General features: G+C 64.9%; 14 protein-coding genes. 4 read left to right on the forward strand and 10 right to left on the reverse strand.

The annotated features are described in order from the left end of the window. The first annotated feature begins 31 nt into the window (after nucleotides 1-31). A complete protein-coding gene (locus tag IB235_RS05430) occupies nucleotides 32-499 on the forward strand; it encodes a transposase (protein WP_192335977.1) in 468 nt (155 codons plus the stop codon). 57 nt (nucleotides 500-556) lie between these two features. Here the strand turns inward: IB235_RS05430 and ettA are convergent, their stop codons facing one another. The 3 genes from ettA to rimO form a co-directional block, all read right to left on the reverse strand. Then, the gene (gene ettA / locus IB235_RS05435; protein ID WP_155038595.1) at nucleotides 557-2,212 is read right to left on the reverse strand and encodes an energy-dependent translational throttle protein EttA; all 1,656 of its coding nucleotides are present in this window, start codon (nucleotides 2,210-2,212) and stop codon (nucleotides 557-559) included. Nucleotides 2,213-2,290: 78 nt separating this feature from the next. After that, a complete protein-coding gene (locus IB235_RS05440; RefSeq protein WP_192335978.1) occupies nucleotides 2,291-3,148 on the reverse strand; it encodes a sulfotransferase in 858 nt (285 codons plus the stop codon). A gap of 90 nt (nucleotides 3,149-3,238) precedes the next feature. Beyond that, the gene (gene rimO / locus IB235_RS05445) at nucleotides 3,239-4,606 is read right to left on the reverse strand and encodes a 30S ribosomal protein S12 methylthiotransferase RimO (protein WP_192335979.1); all 1,368 of its coding nucleotides are present in this window, start codon (nucleotides 4,604-4,606) and stop codon (nucleotides 3,239-3,241) included. A gap of 138 nt (nucleotides 4,607-4,744) precedes the next feature. Here rimO and IB235_RS05450 point away from each other — a divergent pair, with 138 nt between their 5' ends. Together IB235_RS05450 and IB235_RS05455 are read left to right on the forward strand one after the other, a co-directional pair. After that, nucleotides 4,745-5,188, forward strand: a complete 444-nt coding sequence (locus IB235_RS05450; RefSeq protein ID WP_225612079.1) for a hypothetical protein — start codon at nucleotides 4,745-4,747, stop codon at nucleotides 5,186-5,188. 14 nt (nucleotides 5,189-5,202) lie between these two features. Next, on the forward strand, nucleotides 5,203-5,544 hold the full coding sequence (locus IB235_RS05455; RefSeq protein WP_192335980.1) for an MliC family protein: 342 nt from the start codon (nucleotides 5,203-5,205) through the stop codon (nucleotides 5,542-5,544). 4 nt (nucleotides 5,545-5,548) lie between these two features. On the opposite strand, the gene IB235_RS05460 is transcribed toward IB235_RS05455, so the two are convergent. The 6 genes from IB235_RS05460 to IB235_RS05485 all read right to left on the reverse strand — a co-directional run bounded on the left by IB235_RS05460 (nucleotide 5,549) and on the right by IB235_RS05485 (nucleotide 11,221). Then, the gene (locus IB235_RS05460; protein WP_192335981.1) at nucleotides 5,549-6,892 is read right to left on the reverse strand and encodes an esterase-like activity of phytase family protein; all 1,344 of its coding nucleotides are present in this window, start codon (nucleotides 6,890-6,892) and stop codon (nucleotides 5,549-5,551) included. Between the two features lie 96 nt (nucleotides 6,893-6,988). After that, nucleotides 6,989-7,750 (reverse strand): ABC transporter permease, encoded by a 762-nt coding sequence (locus IB235_RS05465; RefSeq protein ID WP_155038600.1) that lies wholly within the window; start codon nucleotides 7,748-7,750, stop codon nucleotides 6,989-6,991. Further along, entirely contained in the window at nucleotides 7,747-8,688 is a 942-nt protein-coding gene (locus IB235_RS05470) for an ABC transporter ATP-binding protein (RefSeq protein WP_192335982.1), read from the reverse strand. Before IB235_RS05470 ends, IB235_RS05465 begins: the two co-directional genes overlap by 4 nt. A gap of 159 nt (nucleotides 8,689-8,847) precedes the next feature. Next, a complete protein-coding gene (locus IB235_RS05475) occupies nucleotides 8,848-9,621 on the reverse strand; it encodes a 1-acyl-sn-glycerol-3-phosphate acyltransferase (RefSeq protein WP_192335983.1) in 774 nt (257 codons plus the stop codon). Continuing rightward, entirely contained in the window at nucleotides 9,621-10,550 is a 930-nt protein-coding gene (locus IB235_RS05480; RefSeq protein WP_192335984.1) for an FtsX-like permease family protein, read from the reverse strand. Before IB235_RS05480 ends, IB235_RS05475 begins: the two co-directional genes overlap by 1 nt. After that, entirely contained in the window at nucleotides 10,547-11,221 is a 675-nt protein-coding gene (locus IB235_RS05485; RefSeq protein ID WP_192335985.1) for an ATP-binding cassette domain-containing protein, read from the reverse strand. Before IB235_RS05485 ends, IB235_RS05480 begins: the two co-directional genes overlap by 4 nt. Before the next feature lie 115 nt (nucleotides 11,222-11,336). Here IB235_RS05485 and IB235_RS05490 point away from each other — a divergent pair, with 115 nt between their 5' ends. Then, nucleotides 11,337-12,152, forward strand: coding sequence for a zinc-ribbon domain-containing protein (locus tag IB235_RS05490; protein WP_192335986.1), 816 nt, complete (start codon nucleotides 11,337-11,339; stop codon nucleotides 12,150-12,152). 2 nt (nucleotides 12,153-12,154) lie between these two features. Here IB235_RS05490 and IB235_RS05495 read toward each other — a convergent pair whose 3' ends face one another. After that, the gene (locus IB235_RS05495) at nucleotides 12,155-14,662 is read right to left on the reverse strand and encodes a DUF4175 domain-containing protein (protein ID WP_192335987.1); all 2,508 of its coding nucleotides are present in this window, start codon (nucleotides 14,660-14,662) and stop codon (nucleotides 12,155-12,157) included. Nucleotides 14,663-14,740 lie beyond the last annotated feature (78 nt).

The raw sequence follows: 14,740 nt of genomic DNA on the forward strand, positions 1-14,740 counted from the left end.
TTTTAAGGATTGGCGAGCAAGCATGGGCGGCATGTCCGCCTATCGTCGCCCTGACATTCCCGGATCATCGATTTTCTTCACCGCCTGTCTGGCGATGCGGGGGGACGATCTGTTGATCCGTGAAGTCGCCCGGCTGCGCGAGGTGTTCCGAGAAGTGCGGACGGTCCGGCCCTTCAGGATCGAGGCCATCGTGATCCTGCCCGATCATCTGCATACCGTCTGGACCTTGCCCGAAGGCGACAGCGACTATTCAGGGCGATGGGCGGCGATCAAGGCTGGGTTTTCGCGTGGACTGCCGGCGGGGCGGCTTAGACCGAGCCATGTTCGCCGACGGGAAAAGGGCATCTGGCAGCGACGGTTCTGGGAACATCATCTGCGAGACGAGGCCGAACTTTCCGCAGCAATCAGCTATTGCTGGACGAACCCGGTCAGGCACGGACTGGTCAGTGATCCGGCGGATTGGCCCTATTCGTCATGGCACCGGGATCGGGGGGCGTAGGGTGCGCTTCAGCGCACCCTTGCTTGGTATGAGGTGCGCTAAAGCGCACCCTACGGATCAGCGGGTGAATTTCTTGTATTTCACGCGCTTGGGTTCGACCGAATCCGGGCCAAGGCGGCGGATCTTGTCAGCCTCGTAATCCTCGAAGTTGCCCTCGAACCATTCGACATGGGCATCGCCCTCGAAGGCGAGGATATGCGTGCACAGACGGTCAAGGAAGAAGCGGTCGTGCGAGATGATGATCGCGCAGCCGGCAAAGTTCTCGATCGCCGCTTCCAGCGCCTGCAGGGTTTCGACGTCCAGATCGTTGGTCGGTTCGTCGAGGAGCAGCAGGTTGCCGCCGGATTTCAGCAGTTTCGCCATGTGGACGCGGTTGCGTTCACCACCCGAAAGCAGGCCGACTTTCTTCTGCTGGTCGCCGCCCTTGAAGTTGAACGAGCCGACATAGTTGCGGCTCGAGACCTGCGCATCGCCCAGTTCGATCATCTCGGCGCCGCCCGAGATCTCTTCCCAGACGTTCTTGTTGGGGTCGAGGCTGTCACGCGACTGGTCGACGAAGGACATCTTGACGGTATCGCCGATGGTGACGGTGCCTTCATCGGGCTGCTCTTGTCCGACCAGCATCTTGAACAGCGTCGATTTACCGGCGCCGTTCGGGCCGATCACGCCGATGATGCCGCCCGGCGGCAGGCTGAACGAGAGGTTCTCGATCAGCAGCTTGTCGCCCATGTGCTTTTTCAGGCCCTCGACCTCGATGACCTTGTTGCCAAGGCGCGGGCCGTGCGGAATGACGATCTGGGCCTTGCCGACCAGTTCCTTGACCGATTCATCGGCCATCTTGTTATAGGCGGCGATACGGGCCTTGGATTTCGCCTGACGGGCCTTGGCCCCGGCGCGGATCCATTCCAGTTCCTTCTCCATGGCCTTTTGCTTGGACTTGTCCTCGCGGGCCTCTTGGGCGATGCGCTTGGCTTTCGCGTCCAGCCAGCTGGAATAGTTGCCCTCATGCGGGATGCCGCGGCCGCGTTCCAGTTCAAGGATCCACGTCGTGATATCGTCGAGGAAGTAGCGGTCGTGGGTCACGGTCAGGATCGTGCCCTTGTATTCGATCAGGTGCTTTTGCAGCCAGGCGATCGTTTCCGCGTCCAGGTGGTTGGTCGGTTCGTCCAAGAGCAGCATGTCGGGCGCTTCAAGCAGCAGTTTGCACAGCGCGACGCGGCGGCGCTCACCGCCCGACAGGGTTTCGACATCGGCGTCATCGGGCGGGCAGCGCAGGGCTTCCATCGCGATGTCGACCTGGTTGTCCAGATCCCACAGGTTCTCGGCGTCGATCTCGTCCTGCAGACGCGCCATCTCGTCGGCGGTCTCGTCCGAATAGTTCATCGCCAGTTCGTTATAGCGGTCCAGCTTGGCCTGCTTGGCCTTGACGCCTTCCATGACGTTGGCGCGCACGTTCAGCGCGGGGTCAAGGTAAGGCTCCTGCGACAGGTAGCCGACCTTGGCGCCCTTGGCGGCCCAAGCCTCGCCCTGAAAATCCTTGTCCATGCCCGCCATCACCTTGAGCAGGGTGGACTTACCGGCGCCGTTCACGCCGACGACGCCGATCTTGACGCCGGGCAGGAAGTTCAGGTGGATGTTCTCGAACACCTTCTTGCCGCCGGGATAGGTCTTGGACACTCCGTCCATGTGATAGACATACTGGTAGGAGGCCATGATCGTTCCTCGTTCGAATGAAATCTGTATGGGTTTGGCGGCTATGTAGTGCAGCGCCGCCGAAAGGGAAAGGCCAGCCTAGCGGAACTGCGCGGTGAATTCCTTGCCGAAGGTCTGGTCGAGGAAGTCGAATTGCGGCTCCAGCTTCTCGCGCAGCCTGGCCCGCGCCACATCGGGCACCGAAAGCGAGCGGTCCGAGGCGAAGACCTTTTTGCCCATGTCGCGGTAATCATGCGCCTCAAGGCCAAGGAAGGTCTCGACCTTGCGCAGCACGCCCAAGGGATCGCGCGCGATCAGGCCAAAGGGCAGATAAAGCAACCGGTCGGGACCGAAATGCGCGTTCCAGCGCGGCACATAGGTCTGGTAGTCGCCGCGATCGGTCAGGACCGGGTCCTCGACCTCGGCCAGCCAATCCTCGACCGAGGCAGGTTTGCGTCGCCCGCGCACAAGGTTCATCTTTAGCTGCGAGATCGCCCGATCAACCGGATGGCGGATGATATAGATGAACTTGGCCTCGGGCAGGAATTTCGCCACGAAATCCACGCCTTCAGCAGGCAGGGTCGAATATTCCGGGGTCACGTCCAGCGTACGCGTACCCTCGGGGGCCGGGGCAAAGACGGTCTTGTACCAGTGGTTGGTGAACATCGGCTCACGCGTGACCCGTTCAAGATAGTTGCCCAGTTCCTCGGGCATGTCCTCGCCCTTGGCATCATAGCGTTTCTGCAGGTTCAGCTTGGCCCGCTTGTAATGCCAGGGCAGCCATTGGCGATGTTCTTCGACGAAACGGTGGTTGAAGAACTGCACTTCCTTGAACGGCGGCGTCCAGATCTGAGGGTGCTGGCCCAGCATCTGCGACAGCCAGGTCGTTCCGGCTTTCTGCGCGCCAATGCCCAGAAAATCCGGTTTGCGAGGCTTGCCGTTGGGGTCCCAGTTCATTCGCCTGCCTTTAATCCTGCTGTTCCGGCACAAGTGTTAAGGCAGGCGCACGCAGGGGGAAAGGCTTCAATGCCCGGCCCCCGCGATTGATCAGAGCTTGCCCCACAGGTCATATTCGCCTGCCTCATCGACGGTCACGCTGACGATGTCGCCGGGGGTCAGATCCTCGAATCCCTCGTCGATGAACAGGTTGCCGTCGATTTCCGGGGCATCGGCCTTGGTCCGGCAGGTCGCGCCATCGGCATCGACGCTGTCGACGATCACGTCGATGCGGCTGCCGACCTTGGCGGCCAGCTTGGCCTCCGAGATCGCCTGCGCCTTTTCCATGAAACGGTCCCAACGGTCCTGCTTGACCTCGGCGGGCACATGGTCGGGCAGGTCATTGGCCCGTGCGCCTTTGACGTTTTCATATTGGAAGCAGCCGACGCGATCCAGTTGCGCCTCGTCCAGCCAATCCAGCAGGGTCTGGAATTCTTCCTCGGTCTCGCCGGGATAGCCGACGATGAAGGTCGAGCGCAGGGTGATGTCCGGGCAGGCCGAGCGCCATGCGACGATTTCATCCAGCGTCTTGGCCGCAGCCGCCGGGCGGGCCATGCGTTTCAGCACATCCGGATGGGCATGCTGGAAGGGAATATCCAGATAGGGCAGCACCAGCCCTTCGGCCATCAGCGGGATCAGGTCGCGGACATGCGGATAGGGATAGACGTAATGCAGCCGCACCCAAGCGCCCAAGCCGCCCAGATCGCGGGCCAGATCGGTGATATGGGCGCGGTGGCCGCGTTCGGTTTCAAACTTGCGATCAAGTCCGTAGGCCGAGGTATCCTGCGAGATGACCAGCAATTCGCGCACGCCCGCCTCGACCAGCTTTTCGGCCTCGCGGATGACGGCATGGGCGGGGCGGCTGACCAGTTTCCCGCGCATGTCGGGAATGATGCAGAACTTGCAGGCGTGGTTGCAGCCTTCGGAAATCTTCAGATAGCTGTAATGGCGCGGGGTCAGCTTGACGCCCGACGCGGGTAGCAGGTCCACGAACGGATCGGGCGACGGCGGCACCGCGCCATGCACGGCGTCCAGCACCTGCTCATATTGCTGCGGGCCGGTCACCGCCAGCACCGAAGGGTGCGCGCCGGTGATGTATTCAGGCTCGGCGCCCAGACAGCCGGTGACGATGACCTTGCCGTTTTCGGCCAGCGCCTCGCCAATGGCTTGCAGGGATTCGGCCTTGGCACTGTCAAGGAAACCGCAGGTGTTCACGATCACCGCGCCCGCGCCCTTGTAGTCCGGGCTGATCGCATAACCCTCGGCGCGCAGGCGCGTCAGGATGCGTTCGCTGTCCACCAGCGCCTTGGGACAGCCAAGGCTGACCATGCCAATAGTGGGCTGCCCTGCCCTTCGCGTGGTGTCGAAGATCGGGCTGGGGGCTAGATCGGGGCGCAACAGGGGCGGGTTCTGGCTCATGGCGGGCGATATAGTCCGACTGGGGAGCATTGTTAAGCGGCTTGAGCGAAGTCTTGCACGCACACCGGAACGTCATTTCGTCTTGTGCGTTCGGAAGGGCATATGCCCAAGTGAGTGATGAACAGGATGCACGCCCAGATGAACCGGATTTTTGCCTGCCTTGCAATGTTTCTGACGCTGTCCATGCTGACCGTGCCGGGGGCGCAGGCTCGCACGAATGACAAGCCCATCGTCATCATGAACAACAAGGGCGGCAATGTCGTCCAGACCATGCAGCATCGCGAGAAACTGGTCGCCAGCGGCCGCCCGGTCGAGATCCGCGGCTATTGTCGTTCGGCCTGCACGATGTACATCACCATGCCCAATGCCTGCCTTGGCCGCGGCGCGACCGTGGGCTTCCACGCTCCGCGTATTCCGGGCACCAAGATCATTCCGCCGATCGTCGACCAGCTGATGGCGCGCTATTACCGCAACGGCATCCTGCGGAAATGGAACAGCGAATGGAAACACTCGCTGGAGATGCACAAGATCTCGGCCCGCGAATACGTGAAGCTGGACCCGCAAACCCGGCTGTGCCGCTGATGAAGAGCTCCGACATGATCCGCACGACCGTTGCCCTGCTGGCCCTGTCCACGCCGCTGCTGGCCGAGGACCTGACCCTGCCGCTTGATGCCGGCGTCAAGGCCGAGACGATCACCTCCCGTTATTCCTGCAATGGCGGTGCGCCCTTTGAGGTGCGCTACATCAATGCGGGCGAAAACAGTCTGGCCCTTGTGCCCGTGGCTGGTGCAAGCCGCATCTTTGTCTCGACCGTATCAGCCTCGGGGGCGCGCTATGTCTCGGGCGCGCTGGAATGGTGGAGCAAGGGTGACGATGCCACCCTGATCGACACCATGGATGAGGCCGCCACACAGCAATGCGTGGCAGCCCCGGCATAACGCCTTACTTCGCCGCCAGCAGTTCGGGCACGGACAGCAGGATGAATTCGTTATCCGCCGCGCGCCCGATCTCGCGCCCGCCCGAATAGGGCAGGTTGTTGTCATTGGCGACCATGATGTGGCTGTCATCGACGCGCGCCACATCCTCGATGGTGAAGAACGGGAAGGTGAAATTCCCCTGTTCAGGCTTGTGGCCCGGCAGCGCCTTGCCCTCGGGATCGGTGATGTCGAGCAGGTTCACATGACCGATGCGGCGGATGAAGCCTTGATCGTCGACGCTGGTGGTATCGACCAGAACGATGTTCTTCACGCGGGCAGGCAGAGGATAGCAGGTGGCGACATCCACCCCTTCGGCGCAGGCGCGGGCGGCGTCGCCTTCGCCATTGTCGCGCTCGATCACCAGCGCGCGGGTATCATCGATGAAGTTGAAATCCCCGATCGCCGTCGCGCCCTCGGCCAGCTTGAAGCGGTAGCTGTCGCCGGTCCAATCCGATTTGGCCGGATCAAAGGTCATCACGCGCAGGAAGTCGCCCTCGGGCTGGCCATCTGCGCCCAGAAGCGGTTTTTCCAGCATGGCCCATAGCAGGCCCGTCTCGGGTTGCAGGGCCATCCCCTCATAGCCGCCCGAGCGCTGGACACGGAAATCCTTGCCGGGCTGGGCGGGAACGGCGGTTCCGGCAGTGTCGGGGCCGGTCAGCAGCTCACCATCCAGTTTGGTCGCGAAGACGTCCAGCACGCGGCCGTCACGGCTGACACGGATCAACCAAGGGCCGAATTCGTCGCCGATCCAGATGTCGCCGTCGCGATACTGGATGCTTTCGGGATCGAAATCCGCGCCGGTCAGATAGCGGCTGTCGGTCGCCTCATTGGCGATGCGGAAGGGAACCTTGCGATCGGGATCGCGCAGGAAGACGGTCTCATTGCGCGTGACGGCACCGGTCGCAAAGTCGGGCGACATGCGGTGAAAGAACAGCATCGCATCGGGGCTGTTCAGCTTGGTCCCGAAGCCATTGTCGGTCAGCGTGAACCAGCTGCCATCCTCGGCCCGGTTCATGGCAAAGCCCGACATGCCCTGCACCGGCTGGCCGATAAAGGGCAGCCTGATCCCGGTTCCGTGGTTGCCATAAGCTTTGCCGGTATCGCCCTCGACACTCATCGGGGCGTCGATACGGGTCTTGCCGGTGAACTTGCCCGACACCCACAGGTCGCGTGGCGCGTCTGCGGGCGGCGTGGTCATGGTCAGGGCGGGCAACACGGCATGACCGGCAAGGCGGGCGGGAAAGGTCTGTTCCTGCGCGGTGGCGGGAAGGGCCACGGCGCAGGACAACAAGGCAAGACAAAGACGCATCGGGTAGGTTCCTTGGCAAGAAATCGACCCGCCTCTGCTAGGGGTAAGGCGTGACGATGATGCTGCGAAACCGTGGCGATTGCGTGACTTGGGCGGTTATTCCCGCAGCCGCCAGCCGGTCAGGAAGATCCAGCGGATCGCGATCAGGCAAACCGCAATCATCACCCCCACGGCGGCCAGCGACAGGCCCACCGGCACGTCGGCCAGATCAAAGAAGCTCCAGCGGAAGCCCGAGATCAGGTAAAGCACCGGGTTCAGCTTGGCCACGCCCTCCCAGAAGGGGGGCAGCATCGAGGCCGAGTAGAAGGCCCCGCCAAGGAAGACCAGCGGCGTGATCACCATCATCGGCACGATCTGCAACTGCTCGAAGCTTTTCGCCCAAAGCCCGATGATGAAGCCCAGCAGCGAAAACGCCAGCGCCGTCAGCACAAGGAACGCCACCATCCAGAACGGATGCGCGATATGGACGCCGTTGAACCAGAAGCTGGTCAACAGGATCACCAGTGCGATCATCACCGCCTTCGTGGCAGCGGCCCCGACAAAGCCCAGAGTGACCTCGATCCAGCCGGTCGGCGCGACCAGATATTCATAGATCGTCCCCGAGAATTTCGGGAAATAGATGCCGAAGCTGGCATTGCTGACCGATTGCTGCAGCACGGTAAGCATCATCAGCCCCGGCACGATGAAGGCACCATAGGCGACCCCCTCGACCGACTGGATGCGCCCACCGATCGCTGCGCCGAAGACGACGAAATACAGCACCGTGGACAGGACCGGCGAGGCCAGCGACTGCCAGATCGTGCGGAAGAAGCGCGCCATCTCATGGCCAAAGACGGCGCGGACGGATTGCCAGTTCATGCGCGGACCTCCTCGGGCTTGTCCTCGACAAGGGACATGAAGATTTCCTCAAGATTGCTTTGCTTGGTGGCCACGTCGCGCACCGCGATGCCGTGGCGCGTCAGATCGCCCAGCAGCCGGGCAATGCCGGTGCGGGCGGATTTGGTGTCATAGCCGTAGCCGAGTTGCAGCCCGTCCTCGCTGAGCGTCAGCCCGCGTTCGGACAGGTCCTCGGGCAGTTCGGCCAAGGGCTCGTACAGGTCGATGGTCAGGTGTTTCTTGCCGAATTCACCCATCAGCTCGGCCTTGGGTTTGACCAGCAGAAGTTCGCCCTTGTTGATGACGCCGATGCGGTCGGCCATGTCCTCGGCTTCTTCAAGGTAATGCGTGGTCAGGATGACGGTCACGCCCTGCGCCGAAAGCTCGCGCACGACCTGCCACATCTCGCGGCGCAGCGTCACGTCGACGCCTGCGGTGGGTTCGTCAAGGAACAGGACCTTGGGCCGGTGCGACAGCGCCTTGGCGATCAGCACCCGGCGCTTCATGCCGCCCGACAGCTCGCGCGTCTTGGCGTCGCGCTTGTCCCACAGGGCAAGGCTGCGCAGCAGCTGTTCGACATAGGCCTCATCGGGGCCTTCGCCGTAAAGGCCGCGGGTAAAGCGCACGCAGTCCAGCACCGTCTCGAACGGTTCCAGCAGGATTTCCTGCGGGACAAGGCCGATCAGCTTGCGCGCCGCGCGCCAGTCGGTGCGGATGTCATGGCCGCCGACGCGGACCGTGCCGCCGGTGGGCCGGACCAGCCCGCAGATGATCGAGATCATCGTGGTCTTGCCCGCGCCGTTCGGACCCAACAGGGCCAGAATCTCGCCCTCTTCGATGTTCAGGGACACATCGTTCAGTGCCGCCGTGCCGCTGCCATAGCGCTTGGAGAGATGGTCGATCTCGATGATGGCGCTCATGCCGCCCTCCTGCTGTCTTGAACCGGACCGGGGAAGGGCACGCATCGGCATGGCCGGGCGCTTGCGGTTCCTGCGGTCTGAAAGAAGGTTCCAGTCGCGGATGCGACCGGGGTTCGTCCGAGATAGGAAGCCGATCCCGCCGGTGCAATGACCGATCGGTCAGCTGTCGGTCAGCACCGCCTGACCGCCCGCCGCGTCGAACAGGCCCATGCTGGTGCCCTCGATCTGTTCGGTCAGCATCGACAGCACCCGTTCCGAGCGGTCGCCCGCCGGAATCGCCGGCAGGAACTCCACTACCGCCGTGCCGCTGCGGATCGGAAAACCGCGCTTGGGCCAGAACATGCCGCAATTGACGGCGACGGGGACGATCGGCAGGCCGGTCTCGCGCTGGATCACCACGACGCCCGGCTTGTAGGGGACAGTGGTGCCGGGTTTCGTGCGGGTGCCCTCGGGGTAGAAGATCAGTTGACCCAGCCCGCGCGGGCTGTGATGGGCGGCTTTCACCTCGGAAATGATCTGGCGCAGGGCGTCCTTGCCGCGCGCGCGGTCGATCGGGATGCAGCCGACCTTGCGGGCGAAATAGCCGACGACCGGGACCTTCATCACCTCGCGCTTCATCACGAAGGCGCGGCGCGGGCAGGCCTTGGCGATGGCGAAGATGTCCAGAAAGCTTTGATGCTTGGCCGCGATCAGCAGATCGCCGGCAGGCGGCGTGCCGCGAAACTCGACGCGGATGCCGCAGATGACCCGCGCGCCACCCATGAGCAGCTTCAGCCAGCGTTCGCCGACACGCTCGGCATGAGAGGCGTCAAACAGCGTGCGCGGCAAGCCGATGATGCCGACCATCGCGGTCGCCAGAACCGCGTAGATGTAAAAGATCACCGTCCGCACCCAGGTCAGGATGTTGACCGGGCCGGGTTGATACGGGTTCATCAGCGCACCTCACGCAGCATGCGCAGCGCGGCCGAGCGGGTGGCCACAAAGCCGATCAGCCCTGCCGCCAGCGGGATCAGCACCGGCCACAGCCAGCCCCAGCCCTGAAAACCGAGACCGGTCAGGAAGCCGCCCGCTTCGTCGACCGAGGGCAAAGCCCAGATCGCGATCATCCCCAGAACCGTGCCAATGGCCGCGCCCGCCGCCGCACGCCGGGTGAAACGGCGCACAAAGGCGGTGGCGATGGTGATGTCGCGCGCCCCGATCAGGCGCAGCACGCGGATCACCTGCCCGTTCGCCGCCAGCGCGGCCTTGGCCGCCAGCGTGATCATCGCCCCCGAGGTCGCGGCGATCAGCAGCAGCGACACCAGCCCCAGCACCCGCAGTCGGCCCGCAGCCCGGACCAGCGGCTCGCGCCAGCGGGTGTGGTCGTCCAGCACCGCACCGGGCGCCTCGCCCTGCAGGCGCAGGCGCAGCGCCTCGGCGTCGAAGCCTTCGCCCGCCTCGCTGACCTCGATCAGGCGCGGGATCGGCAGGACCTCGACGGGGACATCGGGGCCGAACCACGGTTCCAGCAGCTTCTCGACCTCGGAATCGGGCAATTGCTTGGCATCGGCGATGCCGGGCGTGGTGCGCAGCACCTCCATCACGGTGGCGGTCTGCTGGTCCATCTGCTCGGTCGGAGCGGAAATGCGTACGGTCACCGTCTGGGCCAGTTCATGGGACCAACGCTCGGCCAGACGGCCCGTGGCCAGCGCCAAAGCCAGCGCAAAGACCGCCAGAAACGCCATCGCCGCTGCGGCAAAGACCGTCAGCTGCGCGGTGATGCCGGTCGGCGGCACCACCCGGTCGGTGCCCATCGGGTCCGGCCTGCGCAGTCCCTGCCACAGCGCCGCAAGGTCTAGGGATTTCAGTTCGCCGTGTTTCACAGGTCCGCCCCCGCAAGTTGCAGCCGTTTCCCGGCGATCCGCAGCACCCGCGCCTGCACGCGCTGCTTGGCGGCGCGGATCAGGTTCAGGTCATGGGTCGCGAACAGCACGGCCTTGTCCGCCTGATTGAATTCGATCAGCAGATCGAGAAGCCGCATCGACATCTCCCAGTCAAGGTTCCCGGTGGGCTCATCCGCGATGACCAGTTCGGGCGTCATGATGACGGCGCGGGCCAGCGCCGCGCGCTGCCTTTCGCCGCCCGAAAGTGACGGCGGCAGCGCCCCCCCGTGCTGGCGCAGTTGCACCCAGTCCAGAAGGTCGCGGATCACATCCGTGTCCACCGGTCCGCCCGCAACGATCTGGGGCAGCGCGATATTGTCGGCGACCGGCATGTGATCCAGAAATTGCGGGTCCTGATGGACGACGCCCACCTTGCGGCGCAGCGCGGCGATCCCGTCGCGGGACAGCTGGCTGACGTCCTGCCCGAATGCAATCATCCGCCCCGAACGCGGCAGCAGGTCCGCATAGCACAGCCGCAGGAAGGTCGTCTTGCCCGAGCCTGAAGGCCCGGTCAGGAAATGAAACGACCCCGGCTGCAGGGACAGCGACATGTCCGCCAGCAGCGGTTCGCTTGCGCCATAGCCAAAGGACAGATTCTGCATCTCGATCACTTGGGGACTCCCTTTTCTCCGGGCTGCTTGGCGCGCGGTTCGCGGCTTGATAGAACAGTCCGGCACCGAATGCGAGATGCACGCCCTGCCAAGACCGGCCAAGAAAGACGATTGAATGCGCCTGACCTGCCCCCGTTGCGGAGCCCAATACGAGATCCCTGAATCGGTGATTCCCACAGCGGGCCGCGAGGTGGAATGTTCGGCCTGCAGCCATGTCTGGCACCAATCGGGCGATGCGGCCCTTTTGTCCACGCCCCAGCCCGCGCCAAAAGCGCAGCCCGAGGCCCCGGCCTATGACGCCGCCGCGCGTCCGGCGCTGAACCGTCCGCTGCACGAATCGGTGCTGGCGATCCTGCGCGAGGAAACCGCGCGCGAGCTGTCCGCACGCGCCGCCGAATCCGTCAAGCCGCCCGTGGACCGCGCTGCGATACAGGTGGCGGCCCCTTCGGCCCCGCTTCCCGGCGCATCCCTGCCCCCGGCCGAGGATATTGAATGGCCGGTCGCAACCGTCATTCTGCCCGGCGAACCGATTGCGCCTGAAGAACCGCCCGAACCCAAGGTGGCAGCCCCCGTCGAGCCGACAGCGGAACCCACCCCGCCCGAAAAACCCGGCCTGCCCGATGCCGAGCGCCTTGCCGCAACGCTGATGCGCAAGCCCGCGTTGGTCGATCAACCTGCGCCGGTCGTCGCGCCCGAACCGGTCAGGACGGCTGCGCCAACCCCGACGCCCCCAGCCGCAGCCCAGCCGCGCCGAGGCTATGCGGCAGGTTTCGGATTGGCCATCCTGCTGGCCTTTGGACTGCTGGCCGCCTATATGGCCGTCCCCCCTGCTGCCGAATCCGCACCGGAATGGCGCCAACAGATCGACCGCGGCCGGATCTGGCTGCATGACCGGGCAATGACCCTGCGCGGTGCCATCACCGGCGAATAGGCTCAGAAATTGTCAAGCAACCGGTCGAGGTAGTCGCGCTCATCGCGCGGCCGCTCGCGTTCGCCGCTGCGACGCCGGATCTCGTCCTGCAGATCGCGGGCGCGGCGCGAGGGATCGGTCCCCTCGGCCAAAGGCTCGCCGGTGCTGATCGAGCCGCCATTGCCCGCCGTCGAGCGCCCCAAGGGATCGACCTCGGGCTGATTGCGGAAATCGTCGGCCAGACCGCGCTGGCCGTTCCCCTCGGTCGAGGGGCCTTCGGGCCCGCCCTCCTGCCCGCCCGGCTGGGGCTGACCGTCCTGTCCCTGCTGCTGGTTCTGGTTGCTCATCTCGCCAAGGGCACGCATGCCGTCGCGCATGTCCTGGATAGCCTGCGCCTGACGCTCCATCGCGCCCGAAGCATCACCGTCGCGCAGCGCCTGTTCGGCTTCTTCCATGGCACGGCCGGCATCGTCCAGACTGCGCCGCGCCTGATCCCCCTCGGGGGTGCCGCGTCCGGGCATCAAGCCGCGCTGACGGCCCAAATCTTCGCGCAATTGTCGTTGGCGATCAGCCAGTTCCTGACTGTCGCTGCCGCCCTGACCATTCTCGCCGTCGGGCTGCCACTGGCCGTATTGGTCCTGCATCTGGCGCATGGCCTCATCGGCCAGCTTCTGCTGGTCGCGCAGGGTCTGGGACAGGCGGTCCATCGGCCGCTGCCGCCCCTGCCCTTCGCCGCCCTGGCCCTGTGTCACCCGCATGTTCTGCATCATGCGGTTGAACTGCTCCAGCAGCTGCTGCGCTTCGGCCATCCGGCCCTCGTTCATCAGGCGCTGGATTTCATCCATCATCTGCTGGATCTGGTCGCCGGTGATCTGCTGACCCTGCTGCCCCGAGCGGTCGAACTTCTCGGACGGGTCCTGACCCTGCTGGGCCAGCATGTCGGTATAGGCCTCGGTCGCCTCGCGCAGCTCATCCATCAGGCGCTGCACCTCATCGGGGCTGGCACCATTGCGGATGGCCTCGGACAGACGCTCCTGCGCCTGCTGCATGCGCTCCAGCGCGTCAGCCAGCCCGCCATCCTCAAGGGCGACGGCCGCATCCCACAGCACCTGCGCCAGCTTGTTGCGGGCCTCTTCGGTCAGCGGACCGGCCTCCAGCGTGCCGATGGCGCCGCGCAGCCCCTCGGCCAAAGCCGGGTCCATGAATTCCTCGGGCTGCCAGCTGATCGCACGCAGCAATTGCGCACCCCGCGGGGCGTTCTCGCGCGACCACAGCAGATCGCGCCGCTGCTCGATCAATGAGGCAGCCAGTGGGTCGAAGAAGCGCCGCCCCGGCAGGACCATCGCAACCGGAGCTGAGACTCCCTTCTGTCCGATACCGTCCACCACCTCCAGCGTCACCGTGACCGGCAGGTTGGCCCAAGGGTGACGCGACAGATCGGTGACCAGCTGCCCGCGCAGGTTCTTGCGATTGCCGCTGGCTGGCAGGGGCAGTTCCACCGCGACAGGGTCACGTGCCTCGGGCGTAGTGCCCAACCCAAAGCGGCGGTCGATCCTGCCCATGTCCAGTGCGATCTGCGCCTGCCCGGACACGACGCCATTGTCGTCGCTGGCGGCAAAGGGCTGGATGAAGCGCCCATCGGCGCGGCGGTCAGGCGCGACGACCGGCTCGACCCTGGGCGCGGCATCGGGAATGACGGTAATCGGGAATTGCCGCCCGGCTATCTCGACCAGCCCGCTATGCTCGGCCGCAAGCTCGGCTGCCGAGGCGGCCGTGTCCGGCAGCGCCGCGCCAATGCTTTGCGAAAAGGCGATCCCTTCGCCATAGAAACGGAAACTCAGCCGCGAGCCCTGCGGCAGTTCCAGCGCATCGCCCTCGGGCAGCGCGTTCAGATAGATCGTTGGTCGCCGCGTATAGGCGGGCGGCTCGGCCCAGCCCTCCCATGAGGGCGCGGCCCCCAGATCCGGCCCGGCCATCGGTGCCGGGCGGAAGGTCGCGCCAAGCGCCGCGATACCCTGCCCAATGCGCCCCGAAGGCGCAAAGATCAGCGTCATTGCCACGGCGATCAGCCCGACCAGCCGCAAGGCCATCGGATCGCGCCAGCGCAGCCGGGCATCCGGGATCACCATGCGCGCGGCACGGGCCTGATCGCGCATATGCGCCTGATGCGCGCGCCACAGCGCGAATGCGCCCTCATCCTCAGCCCCGATCGCGACTTCATCGCGCAGGGCCGAAAGCGGCCGCCCCGGCAATTCGGCATCGACCCGTGCCCGCGCCGCCTCACGCGTGGGCCGCCGGAATCGCCTGAGACCCCAGACAGCAGCGACAACCACCGCCAATGCCAGTCCCAGCATGATCCAGAACAGCGCCCGCGACGACACCAGTTCGGTCGCGCCAAAGGCCAAAGCCGCCAGCGCCAACGCCAAAATCACCGTCAATGGCCAGAAGGCATGCGCCAGTTGTTCCCACCACATGCCGGCGCGGGTCAGTTCGACCGCCCGCCGCACATGAAGGGGATCAGGACCGTGCATCGGCAAGACCCGTATTTCTTCGTTTCGGAAATACCCCAAGGGGGGCCGGGGGGAGGAGCCCCCCGGCAGCAGCATCGC

It is taken from the genome of Paracoccus sp. PAR01 (assembly GCF_014851995.1).
Lineage (GTDB): Bacteria > Pseudomonadota > Alphaproteobacteria > Rhodobacterales > Rhodobacteraceae > Paracoccus > Paracoccus litorisediminis.

Excerpts from the sequence above, each read along its gene's own strand:
- IB235_RS05430 (WP_192335977.1), top strand. The coding sequence starts at position 32 with ATGTCCGCCTATCGTCGCCCTGACATTCCCGGATCATCGATTTTCTTC.
- ettA (WP_155038595.1), bottom strand. The coding sequence starts at position 2,212 with ATGGCCTCCTACCAGTATGTCTATCACATGGACGGAGTGTCCAAGACC.
- IB235_RS05440 (WP_192335978.1), bottom strand. The coding sequence starts at position 3,148 with ATGAACTGGGACCCCAACGGCAAGCCTCGCAAACCGGATTTTCTGGGC.
- rimO (WP_192335979.1), bottom strand. The coding sequence starts at position 4,606 with ATGAGCCAGAACCCGCCCCTGTTGCGCCCCGATCTAGCCCCCAGCCCG.
- IB235_RS05450 (WP_225612079.1), top strand. The coding sequence starts at position 4,745 with ATGAACCGGATTTTTGCCTGCCTTGCAATGTTTCTGACGCTGTCCATG.
- IB235_RS05455 (WP_192335980.1), top strand. The coding sequence starts at position 5,203 with ATGATCCGCACGACCGTTGCCCTGCTGGCCCTGTCCACGCCGCTGCTG.
- IB235_RS05460 (WP_192335981.1), bottom strand. The coding sequence starts at position 6,892 with ATGCGTCTTTGTCTTGCCTTGTTGTCCTGCGCCGTGGCCCTTCCCGCC.
- IB235_RS05465 (WP_155038600.1), bottom strand. The coding sequence starts at position 7,750 with ATGAACTGGCAATCCGTCCGCGCCGTCTTTGGCCATGAGATGGCGCGC.
- IB235_RS05470 (WP_192335982.1), bottom strand. The coding sequence starts at position 8,688 with ATGAGCGCCATCATCGAGATCGACCATCTCTCCAAGCGCTATGGCAGC.
- IB235_RS05475 (WP_192335983.1), bottom strand. The coding sequence starts at position 9,621 with ATGAACCCGTATCAACCCGGCCCGGTCAACATCCTGACCTGGGTGCGG.
- IB235_RS05490 (WP_192335986.1), top strand. The coding sequence starts at position 11,337 with ATGCGCCTGACCTGCCCCCGTTGCGGAGCCCAATACGAGATCCCTGAA.
- IB235_RS05495 (WP_192335987.1), bottom strand. The coding sequence starts at position 14,662 with ATGCACGGTCCTGATCCCCTTCATGTGCGGCGGGCGGTCGAACTGACC.